This window comes from Mitsuokella jalaludinii, from assembly GCF_928722185.1.
GTDB classification, from domain to species: domain Bacteria; phylum Bacillota; class Negativicutes; order Selenomonadales; family Selenomonadaceae; genus Mitsuokella; species Mitsuokella jalaludinii.
Map to the genome: position 1 here is coordinate 1,304,963 of NZ_CAKMXA010000001.1, position 16,105 is coordinate 1,321,067.

Consider the following 16,105-nt stretch of genomic DNA (forward strand, 5'->3'; position numbering starts at 1 on the left):
GCCTGTTTCAAAGGGGTTTTCTTGCCCCTGTCTATCCTTATTCTACACTGTTTAACGGCATAAGTAAAACCATTTCCCTCAAAAACTCCTAAAATAAATTTATTCTGAAAAGTCTCTGTCATAATCAAAATTTATTGCTTGTGTTTGCCGCCCTTTGCGCCGACTTCCGTATCAATCCGAAAGAAAAGCGAAGCTGGCCCGCGCGTCCTCACACAAAAAACTGCCGCAGGATGCGGCAGTTCTGAGAGAAGAGACTACTCAGCCTCTCGGGTTCTTCTTGATGTAGTCGAGGATGAAATCTGCTACATCCTCGAGCGCCATGTTCGAGGTGTTGATCATGAGGTCGTAGTGCTCTGGAGCACCCCAGGTCTGGCCCGTGTAGAACTCATAATACTGCTTGCGGCGTTTCTCTTCCTTGTTGAGCTGGTCAAGCGTCGCCCCATTGTAGTCCGTCTTGGCGCGCTGTGCGCGGAAGTCATCATCTGCATAGATGAAGAACGAATAGCAATTCGGCTTGTCCTTGAGGATGTAATCTGCACAGCGGCCGAGGAAGACAGCGCTCTCCTTCTCCGCCACGCCGAGGATGACCTTGGCCTGCTCGATGTACATGCGGTTATGGCGCGCTACGCGCTCATAGCCGTAATCGCCGAGGTTGCCGAGGCAGTTCGACGGCGTGTTGTACGAAAGTTCGACGGCTTCCTTCGGGTCCATGCCCTCCTCGATGTTGTCGGCAGCCATCTCGACGATCTTCTTGTCGTAACGGCGCACGCCGAGTTTCTTGGCCAGGATTTTCGAGACCTCACGGCCGCCGCTGCCGAACTGGCGCGAAATCGTGATCAGCATATGTTTTTCCATGTTTCAATTCCTCCATAAATCGTTATTCAAAAGTAAACATAAGGATTTCCATTGATTTCTCACTTGCAGTATACTACAACCGCACTAAAATTTCCACTGACTTCTGTCCAAAAGAAAAGGCCCGCCAGCCCTCACGGGCGACGGACCAAAGAAACGATTCTTGGAACAGAGAACAACAGTACAAGTAAAAGGGGAAATGAATTTTCAAGGAGTGGGAAAGAGTAGTCGGGAAATCAGGCGTAGAATGCCGGTTTCTCCTTGGCCGGAGTGATCGTCTCGACCTTGCCGCTCGTCTGAGCGCGTACCAGGGCATCTGCCGTGATAGCTGCGAGATAGCCGTCCCAAGCGTTCGGGCCGCCGATGACGCCTTCAGCTGCCTCGTTGACCCAGTTCTGGACCTCTTCGTCATAGGCGCCGTAGAAGCGGACGAAGCAGTCCGTATCGATCGTCTGCGAGATCTGTGCGTTCTTGCGGTACGTCGGATAGAGCGGCTGCGGCATCTCGATGACGCCATCTTCGCAGACGACCTGGCAGTTGATGTCATAACCGAACTTGCAGTTGACGAAGACTTCGTCCTCGACGACAATGCCGCTCTTCGTCTGCAGGATCATGAGCTGCGGATCAGCGAGTTCCGTGTGCGCATACTTCGTGACCTTCGGCATGATGACCTGTGCCGAGACGAAATCGTCGTTGACGAGCCAATGCGTTACATCGATCTCATGGATGGCCGTATCATGGACAGCCATGGCCGTCGTATAGCTGTCCGGTACTTCCGGATTGCGGTGCGTGCAGTGCAGCAGCAGCGGCGAGCCGTACTCACCGGAATCGAGGGCAGCCTTGACCTCGTTGTAGCCCTTGTCGTAGCGGCGCATGAAGCCGAGCTGGATCAGGTGTTTGCCGGATTTGACTTCTGCATCGATGACTTCGAGGCAATCCTCAGCCGTCGTGCAAAGCGGTTTCTCGCAGAAGATGCGCTTGCCAGCCTTGATGGCCATGAGCAGTGCTTCTTTGTGGGCAAAGCCCGGCGTGACGATGAAGACGGCATCGACGGCCGGATCGTTGATGAGGTCGGCTTCGCTCTTGTACTTCTTGCAGTTCGGGCCGGCGATAGCAGCACCCTTCTCGACGAGTGCGTCCACCATATCCGCAACGGCGACAACCTCTGCACCCTGCGTGCGATTCGTCAGACGATCAATGTGGCTTCTGCCCATACCACCGCAACCAATGACACCTACATGTAACATGATGATTCCTCCTCATATATCTTAAAAATGATACTTCTGAATGACTCAGTGACTCAACGACACAGCTCAGAAATTGCGCTTGATGACCGCTTCGGACTTCTCCTTGCCGATGCGATAGACATCTTCCGGGTCCATCTTGTAGTATTCCGGACGGAAGAGCTCGAGCGAGACGACATCTTCCTGCCAGCCGATCTTCTTGAGCGTCTGGAAGATAGCGTCGAGGTCGATGCAGCCATCGCCAGGCCAGACGCGGTCCTCATCGAGCAGCGAGCCGATCGGGAAGTCCTCCGTATCGTTGAGGTGAACGATGAAGATCTTCTTGCCATCTGCCTTGGCGAGGTCTTCGAGCTTCGAGCCCATGCCATGGAAGTGGAAGCAGTCGAGCGTGATGCCGACGTTGTCCATGTCGACGTCCTCGATGACCGACCAAGCTTCACCGAACGTGTTGATGGAAGCAGCCGGATGGCCGATGAACTCGACCGAGATGCGCATGCCGTATTCTGCGGCGATCTCGCCCATCTCCTTGAGGCACTTGACAGCCGACTTGTGGATTTCCTGGCGCGTGACCTTCTTGAGGTCGACCGTCGGCACCGTGATGATCGTCTTGCAGCCAATCTTCTTGCCCCACTCGCACATCTGGCGCAACTCCTGCAGGACTTTCTGGTAATCCTCCGGCGTGCGGTTGTTGAAGAAGCAGAGCGTATTGAAGGCCAGCGGCTTTACCTTGTGGCTCTTGAACCAAGCGGCGAGTTCATCGATCGTGTGGTTCTTGAGGTAGTTCGGGATGCCGTCCATCGTGCGCGGCTCGATCATGTCGTAGCCGTATTTCTCGCAAAGCTCGAGATCCTTTTCAAGACTGGATTTTTCCAGGCAGGTTGCCTGATTCATGCTGAGTTTCATCGCATTCATGCTCCTTTTCTTTATTCTTCAGGATGTTTTCCTCTCACTTGATGGTTTTAGTATACCTCTGTTTTCAGAATATTACTTTCTCGTTCCTGCTCCCTTTCGCCAAAAAAATAACGTGCAAGTCCGATGACTTGCACGTTTCTGCAAAAACGCTCCTGAAGACTAGCTGTTGAGGTGCGGAACCAGTTTATTGAGGTTCTTGAACTGGCGCTCTCCAACTTTGTATTTGCGGTAACTCTGTGGCGACATTCCTGCAAAGCGCTTGAACTGATTGTTGAAGTAGCTGATGTTGTCGTAGCCCACGCGCACGCTGACCTCCGTGATGGAGAGGTCCGTCGTGATCAGCAAGGTCTGTGCCTGGCCGATGCGCCGCCGGATGATGTACTGGATGGGCGGGAATCCGAAGATCTTCTTGAACTGATGCGCAAAGCCCGAGACACTCATATGCGAGCGCTCTGCCAGCTTCTCCACCGTCAGCTCTTCCGTGAAATGACAGTCGATGTAGTCCTTGCAGTCAATCAGCAGACGTTCCTTCTCCTTGGACGGCGGCTGCTTTTCCCGCGGCAGCTGGTAGAGGATGATCTCGACGAGTGCGCGCAGGACTGCCTGCGTGATCTCATCATTCTTCGGCAGATTGCGATCCACTTCTATATAAAGGAGACGGAACAGAGACTCGATCTCCTCCGACAACTCGCCCGCATGAAGGCGCGGCGAGATGCCCCGCTCGATGAGCACGCCTTCGCTCTGTCCGGGCAGGGAGATCCCCGTCACGCCGCAGTTGTAGAACCACAGGCCCTCCTGCGGGTCCGCGCTCTCATCGTGGAATTTTCCCTGATTGTAGACGAGGATATCCCCCTTCTGCACCTCGTAGAGGCGCCGTCCGATCCGGATGTTGCCGCGTCCGCCGCATATATACTGGAGCTCGAGATTGTTCTCATGACAGTGGACCGCCGTCGGGGTCAAGGTCTCCTTGCTGTCGTTGAAGCTCACGTAGACGAGGCGCATGCCCTCCCACGAGAGATGCGGCTCGAGGATATTCTTATTCTGCTTGTAGTAAACGACACCCATTTTTCCCACCTGCTGTCACGTATCTTAATCTTTATTTATATCTTACCATAGTATTTCTCGATTCGACTTGACATATCCTGCAATAAAAAGCACCCCCTACCCGCCGCCGGAGCGGGGAAAGGGGGGTGCTGTACACGCAATGGATTCAGATGGAACGATCAAGCTTTCTCTTCGCAGTGAACGCTCTTCTCACCGTGATGGCGGAAGTCATGCTCGATCTGCTCGAGCGTGCGGCCACGCGTCTCCGGCACGAACTTGTAGACGAAGGCGAGGCCGAGAAGGCCGATGGCCGCAAAGATGAAGAACGTAGCCGAGAGGCCGAACGAGTAGAGCAGCGACGGGAAGGCCGAGCCGATGCAGAAGTTCGTCAGCCAGAGGCAGAGGACGGCGCAGCCCATGCCCATACCGCGGATGCGCAGCGGGAAGAGCTCCGAGAGCAGCAGCCAGGTGACCGGGGAAAGGAAACCCTGCTGGAAGAACAGGAAGGTGACGGTCAGCGAAAGGACGACGAACGGCAGGATCTCGGTGCCGGCGAGCAGATTCGAGAGAACGCCGATCGCGCAGAGGCAGGCCATCGTGCCGATCTGGCCCGTCATGATGAGCGGACGACGGCCGTGACGCGTCATGAGCCACATGCCAAAGATCGTGGCAGCAACGGAGATCGTGCCGTTGGCGATGTTGCCGATCAGTGCGGCTTCCGTCGAGAAGCCGGCCTGCGTCAAGATCTGCGTGCCGTAATACATGATGGAGTTGACGCCAGAAATCTGCTGGCAGATGGAGACGCCCATGCCGATGAAGACGATGCGGCGGATCCAAGGCGTTGCCAGGTCTTTGTAACCAGCCTTGTCGAGATGCTTCTCCGAATCGATGCTGTCCTGGATCTCGTTGAGCTCTGCGATGGCCATGCGCTCATCGCGGATCTTCTTGAGTACCTGCATCGCATCGCTGACACGGCCCTGCAGCAGCAGCCAGCGCGGGCTCTCCGGCATCACGAGCATGCCGAACCAGAGCACGACAGCCGGGATGGATGCGAGTGCGAGCATGTAGCGCCAGATGTGGCCGACCTCGCCGAACGTGACGCCGAGGATAGCGTTGAGGATGAAGGCGAGCAGCTGGCCCGTGACGATCATGAGCTCATTCTGGGTGACCATGCGGCCGCGCCTGTCGGCCGGTGCCATCTCTGCCAGGTAGGCAGGTACCGTGACCGAAGCACCACCGACTGCCAGGCCGAGGACGAAGCGGCAGGCGATGAGGATGCCAGCCGTCGGTGACAGCGAGCAGCCGATGGCTGCGAAGAAGAAGATGACTGCCAGGCAAAGCAGCATCTTGCGGCGTCCCTCAGCATCCGAAAGACGGCCGCCGAAGAACGAACCGATGGCCGCACCGAAGAGCAGGCCACTGGCCACGAAGCCCTCCACTGCCGGAGTCAGGTTCAACTGATCCGGACGGGCCATGAAGGCAAGGGCGCCGTTGATGACGCCGGTGTCATAACCGAAGAGCAAGCCACCGAACGTCGAGACGACTGTGACACGCTTGAGGTATTTGCGATGAGATGATTCCGCCATGTTACATTTCTCCTCTCAAATTATGTTAGCCGTTCCCACCTCGCAGGAACATCGCTCTTTTTCTTGACAAGTCATATTATAAATGAATTATCAGAAAAATACTTCATTGTTTCTGTCTCGTTTCGTCTTAGAAAACGTTATCTTTCATTGCCTTTTGTATTATTCTGCACGGATATCTGCTGGAATCAAGCGGCCAGTCGATTCTCCTTCAAAAATACACAAAAGCTTGCTAGACTATAGAAAAGACATTGCAGAAAGAAGGTTGTTCCATGGCATTCATCTCGACAAAGTACCGCCCCGTCTTCACAGGCGAGGCCATGCCCCGGCTCACGACGCTCTACCGCGCAGAGACGCTGTACACCTCGATGCCGCGCACGATGCACCGCCATGAGGATGTCGCGGAATTCATCCTGATCACAGAGGGCAGCGGCATCCATATCATCGACGGGCAGCGCTACTACACGCAGAAGGGCGACCTGCTGCTGATCGGTCAGGGCGTCGTGCACGATGAGTCCTCCCCCGCGAATCGCAATCTCTCCATCTACTCTGGAGCCATCCGCAATCTGAGACTGCCTGAGCTGCCCGCCGGGCAGTTCTTGGCGCAGGACGTGCTTCCCGTCCAGAAGACCGAGGAGCTCTTTCCCGCCTTCTGCCATCTGCTCGAGCTCATGTACCGCGGCGCACAGGGCAAGGGCTGCCACCCCGAAGAGAGCATCAATCACCTGCTCTGTGCCCTGCTGCTCCTGACCATGGAAGTGACGAGCCGCAGCATCGTGCTGCCGCCCGAGGAACACAATCTCATGGACGCCGTGCGCAGCCGCCTCGATGCATCGTACGACGAGACCATCACGCTTGCAGCACTCGCCGGAGAATTCCACATCAGCAGCTTCCACCTCGCCCATGCCTTCAAGGCCGCCTACGGCTATGCGCCGCTCCAGTACATCACGCGCCGCCGCATCGGTGAAGCACAGACCCTACTCATCGACACGGCACTGCCCATCACGGAGATCGCCATCCGCACGGGCTACAACAGCTCCAGCTATTTCAACAAGGCCTTCCACAAGATCACCGGCATGTCTCCGCGCGACTACCGCAAGGCATATCGCAAGATATGAGGGCATGCACAAAAAAACCGCTCGAATGAGCGGTTCTTTTTGTTGGGGATATGGCACTTTTATCAGTATTTGACCCAGACAGCACCCTTCTTGGCCGATTCCACGCACTTCTCGACCCACTTGACGCCTTCGGCACCAGCATGGACATCCGGATACCAGAAGTCAGCCTTCTCACCTTTATTGGCCTTCTCCATGGCGATGGCAAAGCGGCGGTAGAGGTTCGACCACGCATCGAAGAGGCCTTCCGTGTGGCCGCCGCTGATGCGGTCCTCCGCACGAGCCGAAGGATAGAGGTAAGCGCCGCCGCGCTCGAGGATGCGGACCGGCTCGCCCTCGATCTCGTACGTCAGCTGGTTTGGGCGCTCGTCGTACCACTCGACAGAAGCCTTCGAGCCGACGATGCGGACTTTCTGGCCGTGCAGGGCGCCGCAGTTGATGGCCGAAGCCCAGCACGTCGCCTGCGCGCCGCCCTTGAGGTTCATGATGACAAACGCGTTGTCTTCAAGCTTGCGCGTCGGGATGAAGGACTTCGTCGTGCACATGAGGCTCTCGATCTCGAAATCAGGAACCATCGTCTCAGCGAGGAAGAGAGGATGCGTGCCGACATCGCCGAGCACGAAGGACGGGCCAGCCTTAGCGGGGTCCATGCGCCAGCGCGCCGCAGCATTCGTCTCTTCGACTGCCGTATTGTAGGCACCGAACGGGAACTGCATCTTGATGAGGCGGATCTCGCCGAGGTCGCCGTGCAGGACCATCTGGCGGGCCTGCTCGATGAGCTGATGGCCGGAATAGCCGTACGTCACACCGACGACGAGCCCTTTGCTGTCAGCCAGATGGACGAGTTCCTCTGCCTGCTCCGTCGTGAAGCAGAGCGGCTTCTCACAGACGGCATGAAAACCGGCTTCGAGCACAGCCTTGCAGACCGCATAATGAAGGCCATTCGGCACGGCAATCGTCACAGCTTCAATGCGGTCCTCAGGGCTGCGCTTTGCCTCTTCCATGAGCATCGTCTTGTAATCCGGGTAGCAGCGTTCCGGCGCTACGCCGAGCTGAATGCCGAAGTCCTTGCCGCGCTCCGGATTGATATCGAAAGCGCCTGCCACGAGTTCAAACGAACGATCGCGCAGGGCGGCGCTCCTGTGGATATAGCCGATCTGGCTGCCGCGGCCGCCGCCGACCATAGCCCAGCGAATCGGGTGATCGAGTACTTTTTCACCATTGATCATGATAAACGCTCCTTTGTCTGAATAAACTCTTGAAATCCATCCCAAAATTCATGATGCCGGCCAGTATCTATAGTTGTCAGGATCATGCGCAGGCCGGCCTGCGTCATCCATCCGATTGGCTCATTCAAAGCCAAGACTGTGCAGGTAGTCGCAGCTGGCCTTGACATCGCGCAGGCTCGTCGCGACGTTGCGCGGATCGCGCTCCTGCTCGACGGTGATGTAGCCATTGTAGTGAATCTCTTCGGTCAACACTTTGTAGATGGCAGGATAGTCGAGCATGCCCGTGCCAATCGGGCACATCGAACCCTTGCCGCAGCCCTCGAAGAAGCGGATGTGCTCCGAAAGGACCTCGTTGTAGACCTTCTCGTCGATATCCTTGAAGTGGATGTAGTCGAGACGGTCTGCGTACTTGCGCAGCCAGGTGACCGGATCCATGCCAGAATACCGCAGATGGCCCGTATCGAGGCAGAGACCTGCAATTTCCTTCGGGATATCGCGTGCGAGCTTGTCGATCTCATCGGCAAATTCGATGTAACCGCCAGCATGCGGATGAACGACGGCCCGGACGCCCCACGAAGCCGCCTTTTCGGCGATGCCCTTGATGTGGCTCATCATGCGGTTCCAGTCTTCATCGCTGAGGCGCGGCGCCCTGTCGCTGTGTCCAGCATTGTAGTCGCGCTCATCGTGGCCCCAGTCCATGACTGTCAGATATGGCGCCGGATAACGCTGCCCCGGCTCCGTCGGCAGCTTGGGCAGTTTCGTGATGATGCCGCAGATATCGTCGACCTGATGAAGGACGTTCTCGTAGTTTCCTTCATCCAACAGGTCATCGAAGATCGTGCCCGCCACGATGCCGATGTTGTTCTTCGCGAGCTCTTCGCTCACGACGTCGATGTCGAGCGGCAGATAGCCGTACGGGCCAAGCTCGATGGCCTTGTAGCCTGCCTGCCCTGCTTCGTAGAGCACCTTCTGCCAAGGTGGCAGATACGGATTCTTGACATCGTCGACGCCCCAGCAGCACGGTGCGCCTGTGATATGGATTGCCATGGATAAATCCTCCCTTTCTTTCCCTGTCGTGTCCCCGGTCGTCTGTTTGACCTTGCACTGTCATTATACGGCGAAACGCCGCCAAATAATTCCACCATGTTGCCTTTGTTGTGGGCAAAAAACTGCCGACTCAGCGCCAAAATAGCACAATCTTGTCTTCTCTCTTATTATCTATCGCTATTGTTTTGACGCGAAAATTTCTTTCAAAAAAATTTTCAAGGTGAAACTTGCACAATCCTGCTGTAGAACTCCGCCTTGTCGAGCGCTCCCCTCCCATAGTTGTACAATCCTGCTAAAACCGCGCCATTACTAGCGTTACGGTGTAGTCGGAACATTCTTGACAACTCGTTTCAGCCATGGTATTTTGTAAGCACAGCAAGAAAACAGCGCAGACCTCCCGCGAGGCTGTGCGGGTCATCCATATTACTTTATCGTGTTTGATGAACTGGAGGGTTTACCATGAAAATCGCATTCGATGTTGATGTACTGTCCAAACAGATGAGCATCAATGACCTCGTCCACCAGGTTGCTGACTGGGGTTACAAATACATTGAGCAGTCCCCGCATCCGCGGATCAATCCCTTCTACAAGCATCCGCTCTTCTCCAAAGAATGTGAAGAGGAATACCGCAAGGCTCTCAAGGAGACGGGCGTCGAGATCTCATCCTTTATCTGCGTCTACCGCTGGTCCGGCCCGACTGAGGAGCAGCGCAAGATGGCCGTCGCCAACTGGAAAAAGATGATTGAGATTGCCGTCAACATGGGTGTCCCCGTCATCAACACGGAGCTCTCCGGCGATCCGAACCAGCAGGAGATCTGCAACGGCATGTGGTTCCGCTCCATGGAAGAGCTGCTGCCGATCATCGAGCGCGAGGGCCTGCGCGTCGAGATCCAGTCGCATCCGTACGATTTCTGCGAACTCAACGATGAGGCCTGCGACATGGTCAAGTCCTTCCGCTCCAAGAACCTCGGCTACGTCTACTCCTCCCCGCACGGCTTCTTCTACGATCAGGGCAAGGGCGATGTACGCCATATGCTCAAGTACGCCGGCGACGAACTCACGCACGTCCTGTTCGCCGATACGTTCAACCAGACGCTCGACTGCCGCTACATCCTCAACCCGCCTTCTCTGAATCAGCGCGGACGCGAGGACGTCAGTGTCCACCAGCACCTCAACCTCGGCATGGGCGATGTCGACTTCGACGGCATCTTCGAGACACTGCGCGAGATGGATTTCGCCAACAAGCAGCTCAAGCCGGACGCTCCGAAAGTCGGCGGCGACAACATCGCCTGCGTCTCCATCTTCGGCTTCCCCGAGAAGATGAACGAGTGGGCTCCAGCAGCACGCGAGCGCATCGAGAATGAACTGCTGAAGAAGTAATAAGGAGGAATTATAAATGGCAAAGACAGAAGATGTGGCATTCGCAATCATCTCGGCGGCCGGTGACGGTCGCGCGAAGGTCGCAGAAGCACTCAAGCAGGCCCGCCGCGGGAACTTCGGTGAGGCAGAGGAATGCCTCAAGGATGCCGACGAGCATCTCCTGAAGGCGCACAAACTCCAGACAGAGGAATTGCTGCAAAAAGAAGCCAGCGGCGAACTCCAGGGTCCGTTCAACGTCCTGATCTCTCATGCACAGGATTACGTCATGACGGGCATGGCCATGAAAGAGATGGCTGTGGAGATCGTCAACCTCTACACGCAGCTGCGCGCCAAGTAATCCCATCTCAGATCTCAGTACAGCGGCATATTCACCCCCGAGAATAAATATCCCCCGGCATAGCCGGGGGTTTTATATTTACGGCCTTATAAGGCCTCTGCTTACCAGCTGCGCTTAAAAGCGCTTGTCGGTCCGTCATACGCTTACTATTTCCGGCTACCCGTAAACGGGTCTGTCATATCCAGTACCAACTGTTCCGACATGTAATCTTCCTTCAGCTGGTTCTGAATGTATTCCGTTATTTTCTTTTCGTTCTTGCCTACCGTACTTACATAGTACCCTCGACACCAAAAGCTTCGATTTCTATATTTGTACTTCATATTCCCCCATTTCTCGTAAATCATCAAACTGCTCTTCCCCTTCAAAAAGCCCATAAAATTAGACACGCTAATCTTTGGCGGTACCTCAACTAAAATATGGATGTGGTCAGGACAGGCCTCGGCTTCTAACAAGTTCACCTGTTTCCACCGACACAGTTCCCTTAAGATTTGACCAATCTCGTACCGCTTCTGACCATAAAAGACCTTTCTTCTGTATTTAGGGGCAAATACAATATGATATTTACACTCCCATTTTGTATGTGATAAACTATGTACATCGTGATCTTTCATTACGATATACCTCCTTTGTCGTATTGGTTGCAGTTGACGGACCGCAACTTCATACTTCAAGGGAGGTTTATTAAATCCTTTAAAGACTCATCGCTAAAGCTTTATCGAGCCCCTGGTCTAACCAGGGGTTTTCTATATACAACAAAGCGGACAGGAATTCATCCTGTCCGCTTTTTCTGTACCTCCCCGCCAGAAAGCAGGAATGTCCAGTTTTTACAGCGAATCATTTCAAAGAACACGATAAGACAAGGCTTTGCGGGTTTCACATTTTGCTAGATTGTGAAGGAATTTCTCCAGAAAAACAGGTATGATAGAGTCATCGTTGAGACGTAATCTTTTCTGTGCACCCAGAAGGAGTGTAGCATGATGACATCCCCGCTCATTCTCTATCAGAAGCTCATTGCCGAGGTAAAAAGCAACAGCCAGACCGGTCTTTCCTCCTCTCTGCTGAAGCGTGGTGCGTTCTTTTCCGCAGCAATCAGCTGCATGGCCTGCTCGACCAGTCTGCTGCGCCTGAGCCTTTTCGGCAACGATCCATATTCCTGCATGAACCTCGGCTACAGCCTGCTGACAGGGCTGAGCTTCGGCAGCTGCGTATCGATCTTCAACGTCCTGCTGCTCATCCCGATGCTGACCTGTGGCCGTCGCTACCTGCGCATCGGCACATTCTTATACCTCATCCTGCTGGGGTCCGTATCCGACTTCAGCTACAGCATCTTTGCCCCTGTCCTCGCAGTCCCGGCCAGTGATCTCGCTGCCCGCATCATCCTGTTGCTGAGCGGCATGGCCGTCTCCTGCTTCGGTGTCTCGCTCTACATGTGCCTGAACTTCGGCATGGGACCATACGACGCCTTCAGCTGCATCATCGACGATATGACGCACGGACGCCTGCCCTTCCGCTATGCGCGCATCCTGCTCGACAGCACAGCCGTCATCATCGGCTTCCTGCTCGGCAGTCTCGTGGGCATCGGCACTGTCGTCATGGCACTGGGCATGGGACCTTTGATCAATTTCTTCAACAAGCACATCAACATCCCCATCCTGCGCCGCAACGGCCTCTATTAAGCCCGCCCCCTCCGCTCCCTTGCCCTTTCATGTTTGCATGGGAGCTTTTTTTGCAAGATCAAGACTCTGACAGACCAGAAAGGAGGAAAACATGCCCGTCTCCATCGACATCGATCAGCAGGAAGCATCCCCCTTCCAGCAGGAACCACGCCTCATCGGCTTCTATCATTGGAACCGCAGCGTCCGCACGATGCATCAGCACGAGAACTGCATTGAACTCAACTTCATGCTTTCCGGCAACGGCACGCACATCGTCGGCAACGAGATATGCCATACGCAGCCCGGCGATATCATCGTCTACGACAGTAAAATCATGCACGATGAAAGTCTGATGCTTGATTCACTCACGGATGCCTGCTGCATCGCCGTCACAGGACTCCAGCGCCCCGGCGCGCGCCCCAATGCGCTGCTTCCGCCCGGCACCCATCCCTGCATTCCCTGCCAGTCCATCGCCGAAGAACTCCGCACCCTCTATCACATCATTGAACACAGCCTCGCCAAGCCGCACGGATATCCCGCAGCAAATGCAGCAGCCCAGACCATCGTCCATCTTGTATGGCAACAGATCTCGAAGCGGGCCGTCAAAGCTGCTGAGCCAGAAAACCTCTTGGTTGAACACGCCCGCTCGTACATCGAAGAGCATTATGCCGAAGACCTCTCCATCCGCGACATTGCCCAGCATTTCCACGCCAGCCGCGACTACATCTCCCATGCGTTCAAGCACACGACCAACTACGCCCCGCTTCAATACCTGCGCCGCTGGCGCATCGGCAAAGCCCAGACCCTGCTCATCGATACTGACCTGCCCCTGACCGAGATTGCCCTGCGCGTCGGCTTCGATGACCCCAACTACTTCAGCCGCGTCTTCCGCCAGATCATCGGCATGCCGCCAGGCACATTCCGCCGCGCCTGGCGAGCCGCCCAACAGGGCAGGCCAGCAGATTCGCGCGCCAAATAAAAAAGACTGCTTCATGCGAAGCAGTCTTTTTTTGACATCATGTTGCAGCGGTCAAATCCTATGCCGCTTGTACTGGCAGTAGCCGATCCAGAGCACGAGCAGCCAGATTGGCAGGAACAGCACGGCGAGCTGCATGTCGGGGATCTGGGCCATGAAGAAGATGACGCCGGCCAGGAAAATCAGTGCGAGATAGTTCGCCCACGGGTAGAGGATGGCGTGAAATTTCGTCTCCTTATGGTGCAGGCTGCAGTAACGGCGGAACTTCAGGTGTGTGACACAGATGACCACCCAACTGATGACAGCGGCGCACGTCGCAATCATCATGAGGTACATGAAGACATGGCCCTGCAGGAAGTAGTTGAGCGCGACGACGATGAGCGTGATGCCCGACGAGACGAGAATGCCGCGCACGGGCACGCCGCGCGGCGAGAGCTTGCGGAAGAACGAAGGGGCCTCGCCCGTGCCCGCCAAGCCGTAGAGCATGCGGCTGTTGCTGTAGATGGCCGAGTTGTAGACTGAGATGGCTGCCGTCAGCACGACAAAGTTCAGGATGTGCGCGGCGGCCGGGATGCCGACGTTGTTGAAGATCTGGACGAACGGACTCGCCTCCATGCCGACCTTGTTCCACGGCCAGAGGGCCATGAGAACGATCATCGTGCCGACATAGAAGATCAGGATGCGCCAGATGACCTGATTGATGGCACGCGGGATCGTGTGGTCCGGATCTTCGGCCTCACCGGCCGTGATGCCGATGAGCTCGATGCCGCCGAATGAGAACATGACGACAGCAATCGAGAGCGCGAGCCCCCAGAGGCCGTTCGGCAGGAAGCCACCGTTTTCCCAGATATTGCTGAAGTTATCGGGGAACGGCTGGCCGTTCGTGAAGATCAGGCCGAGACCCAAGAGGATCATGCTGACGATGGCCGCGATCTTGATGAGTGCCATCCAGAACTCTGCCTCGCCGTATGCCTTGACATTGACGAGGTTCAGCGCTGTGATGGCCACGAGACAGACGAGTGAAGAAATCCACTGCGGCAGGTCGGGAAACCAGAAGTTCATGTAGATGCCGACAGCCGTGAGCTCTGCCATCGAGACGAGCACGTAGTTAAACCAATAATTCCACCCCGAGAGGAAGCCCGGGAAGCGTCCCCAGTACTTCGTCGCGTAGTGGCTGAAGGAGCCCGACACCGGCTCATCGACGGCCATCTCGCCGAGCATGCGCATGATCAGGAAAATCACGATGCCGCCGATCAGGTACGAGAGCATCACCGCAGGCCCCGCGAGCGCGATGGTCGAGGCAGAGCCGTAAAAGAGACCTGTGCCAATCGCGCCGCCGAGCGCGATCATCTGCAGATGGCGGTTCTTGAGCCCCCGCTTCATCTCTGTATTCTCATGTTCCATATATTCATCTCCTAACAAAAATATGCCTTCATTATACCATCATGCAGGCCAGATGCACAGGTTTACACCGAGAAAAGCGAAAAGCGAAGCCCGGCTGGACTTCGCTTTTCATCTGCAAGAAAAATCACTTGCGGCGGTAGACGATATTGCTGCGCATGAGGTACTCGAACGGCAGGCTCAGGCAGTGCACGAGACGCGTGAACGGGAAGAGGATGGCCGTCATCATCCACATGAACATGTGGAACTGGAAGATGGCGGGGACATCCTTCATGAGGCTGACGTCCGGCGAGAGCATGAGCACGGAGCGGAACCACGGCGAGATGCTCTCGCGGTAATCAAAGCCGGCCGAGATGTTTGAGAGTGTGCCCGCGGTGCCCGAGAGGATGGTCAGGAGCAGTACGAGATAGAGCAGCTTGTCCATCGAGCTCGTGTTGACCTTCATGCGGCTCGTGCCGAAGAAGCGGCGCTTCATGAGCCAGAGGAAACCGCCGAGGAACAGGACGGCAGCCGGGATGCCGCCCGCGAGCGAAATCATGTGATATGTCGCTTCATCCGTCCCCGCTGCCTCCGTGACGAACTTCGGCACGAGGATGCCGATGAAATGGCCGCCAAAGGCCATCAGGAGGCCGAGGTGGAAGACGGGGTTCGCCCACTTGAGGCTCTTCTTGGCGAGAAACTCACTGGACTTCGTCGTCCAGCCCCGCTCAAAGACGGTGTAGCGGACGATCGTGCCGCCGACGAAGATCGTCAGGGCAATGTACGGCAGGACGCCGTAGAAGAATGTATTCATGGCTTAACCTCCAATCCTGCCGTTTCTGTCAAGACGATGTCGAGCAAGAAGGCATGCGGCAGCTTTGCTTCGATGAAGCGCGTGCGCAGGAGCTCGACGCGCGGGCGGATAGATCCGAGGACCTTGCCCGCCTGCTCTGGCGGCAGGGCGGCCGAGAGCTCCAGAAGAGCCGGCAGGTAATCCGGCAGCTGGTTTGGCATGTCGAGGCCGTTTGCGAGGAAGAGCTCCTTGTAGTGGTGCATCTCCTGCGACTGCTTGCCGAAATCCGTGCGCTCCTGCGTCGTCAGATAAAGATTCGTGTTCTGCGAGAAGTCGAAGGACCGCACGTAGAGGTCCTCGTACTCCTTCGCCCCCGTCTCTTCGACGAAATCGAGGAAATCGCCGAAGACTGAAGAGGCCTGAGCATTCTCGATCTCGCGCTGGGCCTTGCGGCAATCCTCTAGGTCTGCCCACCAGGCAGCATCGGGATACTCGAAGAGATGGGCTGCGAGCAGCAGTACTTTCTGGTAATCCTTCATTTCAGCTGCATCAGCCATA

At 55.9% G+C, this 16,105-nt stretch carries 16 protein-coding genes; 5 read left to right on the forward strand and 11 right to left on the reverse strand.

Annotated features, from left to right (window positions below; all coding sequences use genetic code 11):
* Window positions 1–258: 258 nt before the first annotated feature.
* From QDI87_RS06185 to QDI87_RS06205, 5 genes are all read right to left on the reverse strand, one after another.
* A complete protein-coding gene (locus tag QDI87_RS06185; RefSeq protein WP_036374234.1) occupies window positions 259–855 on the reverse strand; it encodes an AAA family ATPase in 597 nt (198 codons plus the stop codon).
* 233 nt (window positions 856–1,088) lie between these two features.
* A complete protein-coding gene (locus QDI87_RS06190) occupies window positions 1,089–2,099 on the reverse strand; it encodes a Gfo/Idh/MocA family protein (RefSeq protein ID WP_036374237.1) in 1,011 nt (336 codons plus the stop codon).
* Window positions 2,100–2,165: 66 nt separating this feature from the next.
* A complete protein-coding gene (locus tag QDI87_RS06195; RefSeq protein ID WP_036374521.1) occupies window positions 2,166–2,999 on the reverse strand; it encodes a sugar phosphate isomerase/epimerase family protein in 834 nt (277 codons plus the stop codon).
* A gap of 168 nt (window positions 3,000–3,167) precedes the next feature.
* Window positions 3,168–4,073 (reverse strand): AraC family transcriptional regulator, encoded by a 906-nt coding sequence (locus tag QDI87_RS06200; RefSeq protein WP_051652135.1) that lies wholly within the window; start codon window positions 4,071–4,073, stop codon window positions 3,168–3,170.
* Between the two features lie 158 nt (window positions 4,074–4,231).
* Window positions 4,232–5,638 (reverse strand): sugar porter family MFS transporter, encoded by a 1,407-nt coding sequence (locus QDI87_RS06205; RefSeq protein WP_036374240.1) that lies wholly within the window; start codon window positions 5,636–5,638, stop codon window positions 4,232–4,234.
* 269 nt (window positions 5,639–5,907) lie between these two features.
* Between QDI87_RS06205 and QDI87_RS06210 the strand changes: the two genes are divergently transcribed.
* Window positions 5,908–6,753 carry a helix-turn-helix transcriptional regulator gene (locus QDI87_RS06210; RefSeq protein WP_036374242.1) on the forward strand — a complete coding sequence of 282 codons (846 nt, stop codon included), beginning with the start codon at window positions 5,908–5,910 and terminating at the stop codon, window positions 6,751–6,753.
* Between the two features lie 62 nt (window positions 6,754–6,815).
* Here the strand turns inward: QDI87_RS06210 and QDI87_RS06215 are convergent, their stop codons facing one another.
* Both QDI87_RS06215 and QDI87_RS06220 read right to left on the reverse strand, forming a co-directional pair.
* On the reverse strand, window positions 6,816–7,979 hold the full coding sequence (locus tag QDI87_RS06215; protein ID WP_036374246.1) for a Gfo/Idh/MocA family protein: 1,164 nt from the start codon (window positions 7,977–7,979) through the stop codon (window positions 6,816–6,818).
* Between the two features lie 120 nt (window positions 7,980–8,099).
* Window positions 8,100–9,026, reverse strand: a complete 927-nt coding sequence (locus QDI87_RS06220) for a TIM barrel protein (protein WP_036374249.1) — start codon at window positions 9,024–9,026, stop codon at window positions 8,100–8,102.
* 459 nt (window positions 9,027–9,485) lie between these two features.
* Here QDI87_RS06220 and QDI87_RS06225 point away from each other — a divergent pair, with 459 nt between their 5' ends.
* Window positions 9,486–10,406, forward strand: a complete 921-nt coding sequence (locus tag QDI87_RS06225) for a sugar phosphate isomerase/epimerase family protein (RefSeq protein WP_036374251.1) — start codon at window positions 9,486–9,488, stop codon at window positions 10,404–10,406.
* A 16-nt stretch (window positions 10,407–10,422) separates the two neighbouring features.
* Complete coding sequence (locus QDI87_RS06230) at window positions 10,423–10,743, forward strand: PTS lactose/cellobiose transporter subunit IIA (protein ID WP_036374255.1); 321 nt, start codon at window positions 10,423–10,425, stop codon at window positions 10,741–10,743.
* A 146-nt stretch (window positions 10,744–10,889) separates the two neighbouring features.
* Here QDI87_RS06230 and tnpA read toward each other — a convergent pair whose 3' ends face one another.
* A complete protein-coding gene (gene tnpA / locus QDI87_RS06235) occupies window positions 10,890–11,354 on the reverse strand; it encodes an IS200/IS605 family transposase (RefSeq protein WP_055161056.1) in 465 nt (154 codons plus the stop codon).
* Between the two features lie 363 nt (window positions 11,355–11,717).
* Here tnpA and QDI87_RS06240 point away from each other — a divergent pair, with 363 nt between their 5' ends.
* Both QDI87_RS06240 and QDI87_RS06245 read left to right on the forward strand, forming a co-directional pair.
* The gene (locus QDI87_RS06240; protein WP_051652136.1) at window positions 11,718–12,419 is read left to right on the forward strand and encodes a YczE/YyaS/YitT family protein; all 702 of its coding nucleotides are present in this window, start codon (window positions 11,718–11,720) and stop codon (window positions 12,417–12,419) included.
* 91 nt (window positions 12,420–12,510) lie between these two features.
* On the forward strand, window positions 12,511–13,377 hold the full coding sequence (locus QDI87_RS06245; protein WP_036374258.1) for a helix-turn-helix transcriptional regulator: 867 nt from the start codon (window positions 12,511–12,513) through the stop codon (window positions 13,375–13,377).
* Between the two features lie 51 nt (window positions 13,378–13,428).
* Here QDI87_RS06245 and QDI87_RS06250 read toward each other — a convergent pair whose 3' ends face one another.
* From QDI87_RS06250 to narJ, 3 genes are all read right to left on the reverse strand, one after another.
* Window positions 13,429–14,778 (reverse strand): amino acid permease, encoded by a 1,350-nt coding sequence (locus QDI87_RS06250; protein WP_036374262.1) that lies wholly within the window; start codon window positions 14,776–14,778, stop codon window positions 13,429–13,431.
* Window positions 14,779–14,902: 124 nt separating this feature from the next.
* A complete protein-coding gene (gene narI / locus QDI87_RS06255) occupies window positions 14,903–15,568 on the reverse strand; it encodes a respiratory nitrate reductase subunit gamma (protein ID WP_036374266.1) in 666 nt (221 codons plus the stop codon).
* The gene (gene narJ, locus QDI87_RS06260; RefSeq protein ID WP_244881890.1) at window positions 15,565–16,104 is read right to left on the reverse strand and encodes a nitrate reductase molybdenum cofactor assembly chaperone; all 540 of its coding nucleotides are present in this window, start codon (window positions 16,102–16,104) and stop codon (window positions 15,565–15,567) included. The genes narI and narJ overlap by 4 nt, the downstream gene beginning before the upstream one ends.
* Window position 16,105 lies beyond the last annotated feature (1 nt).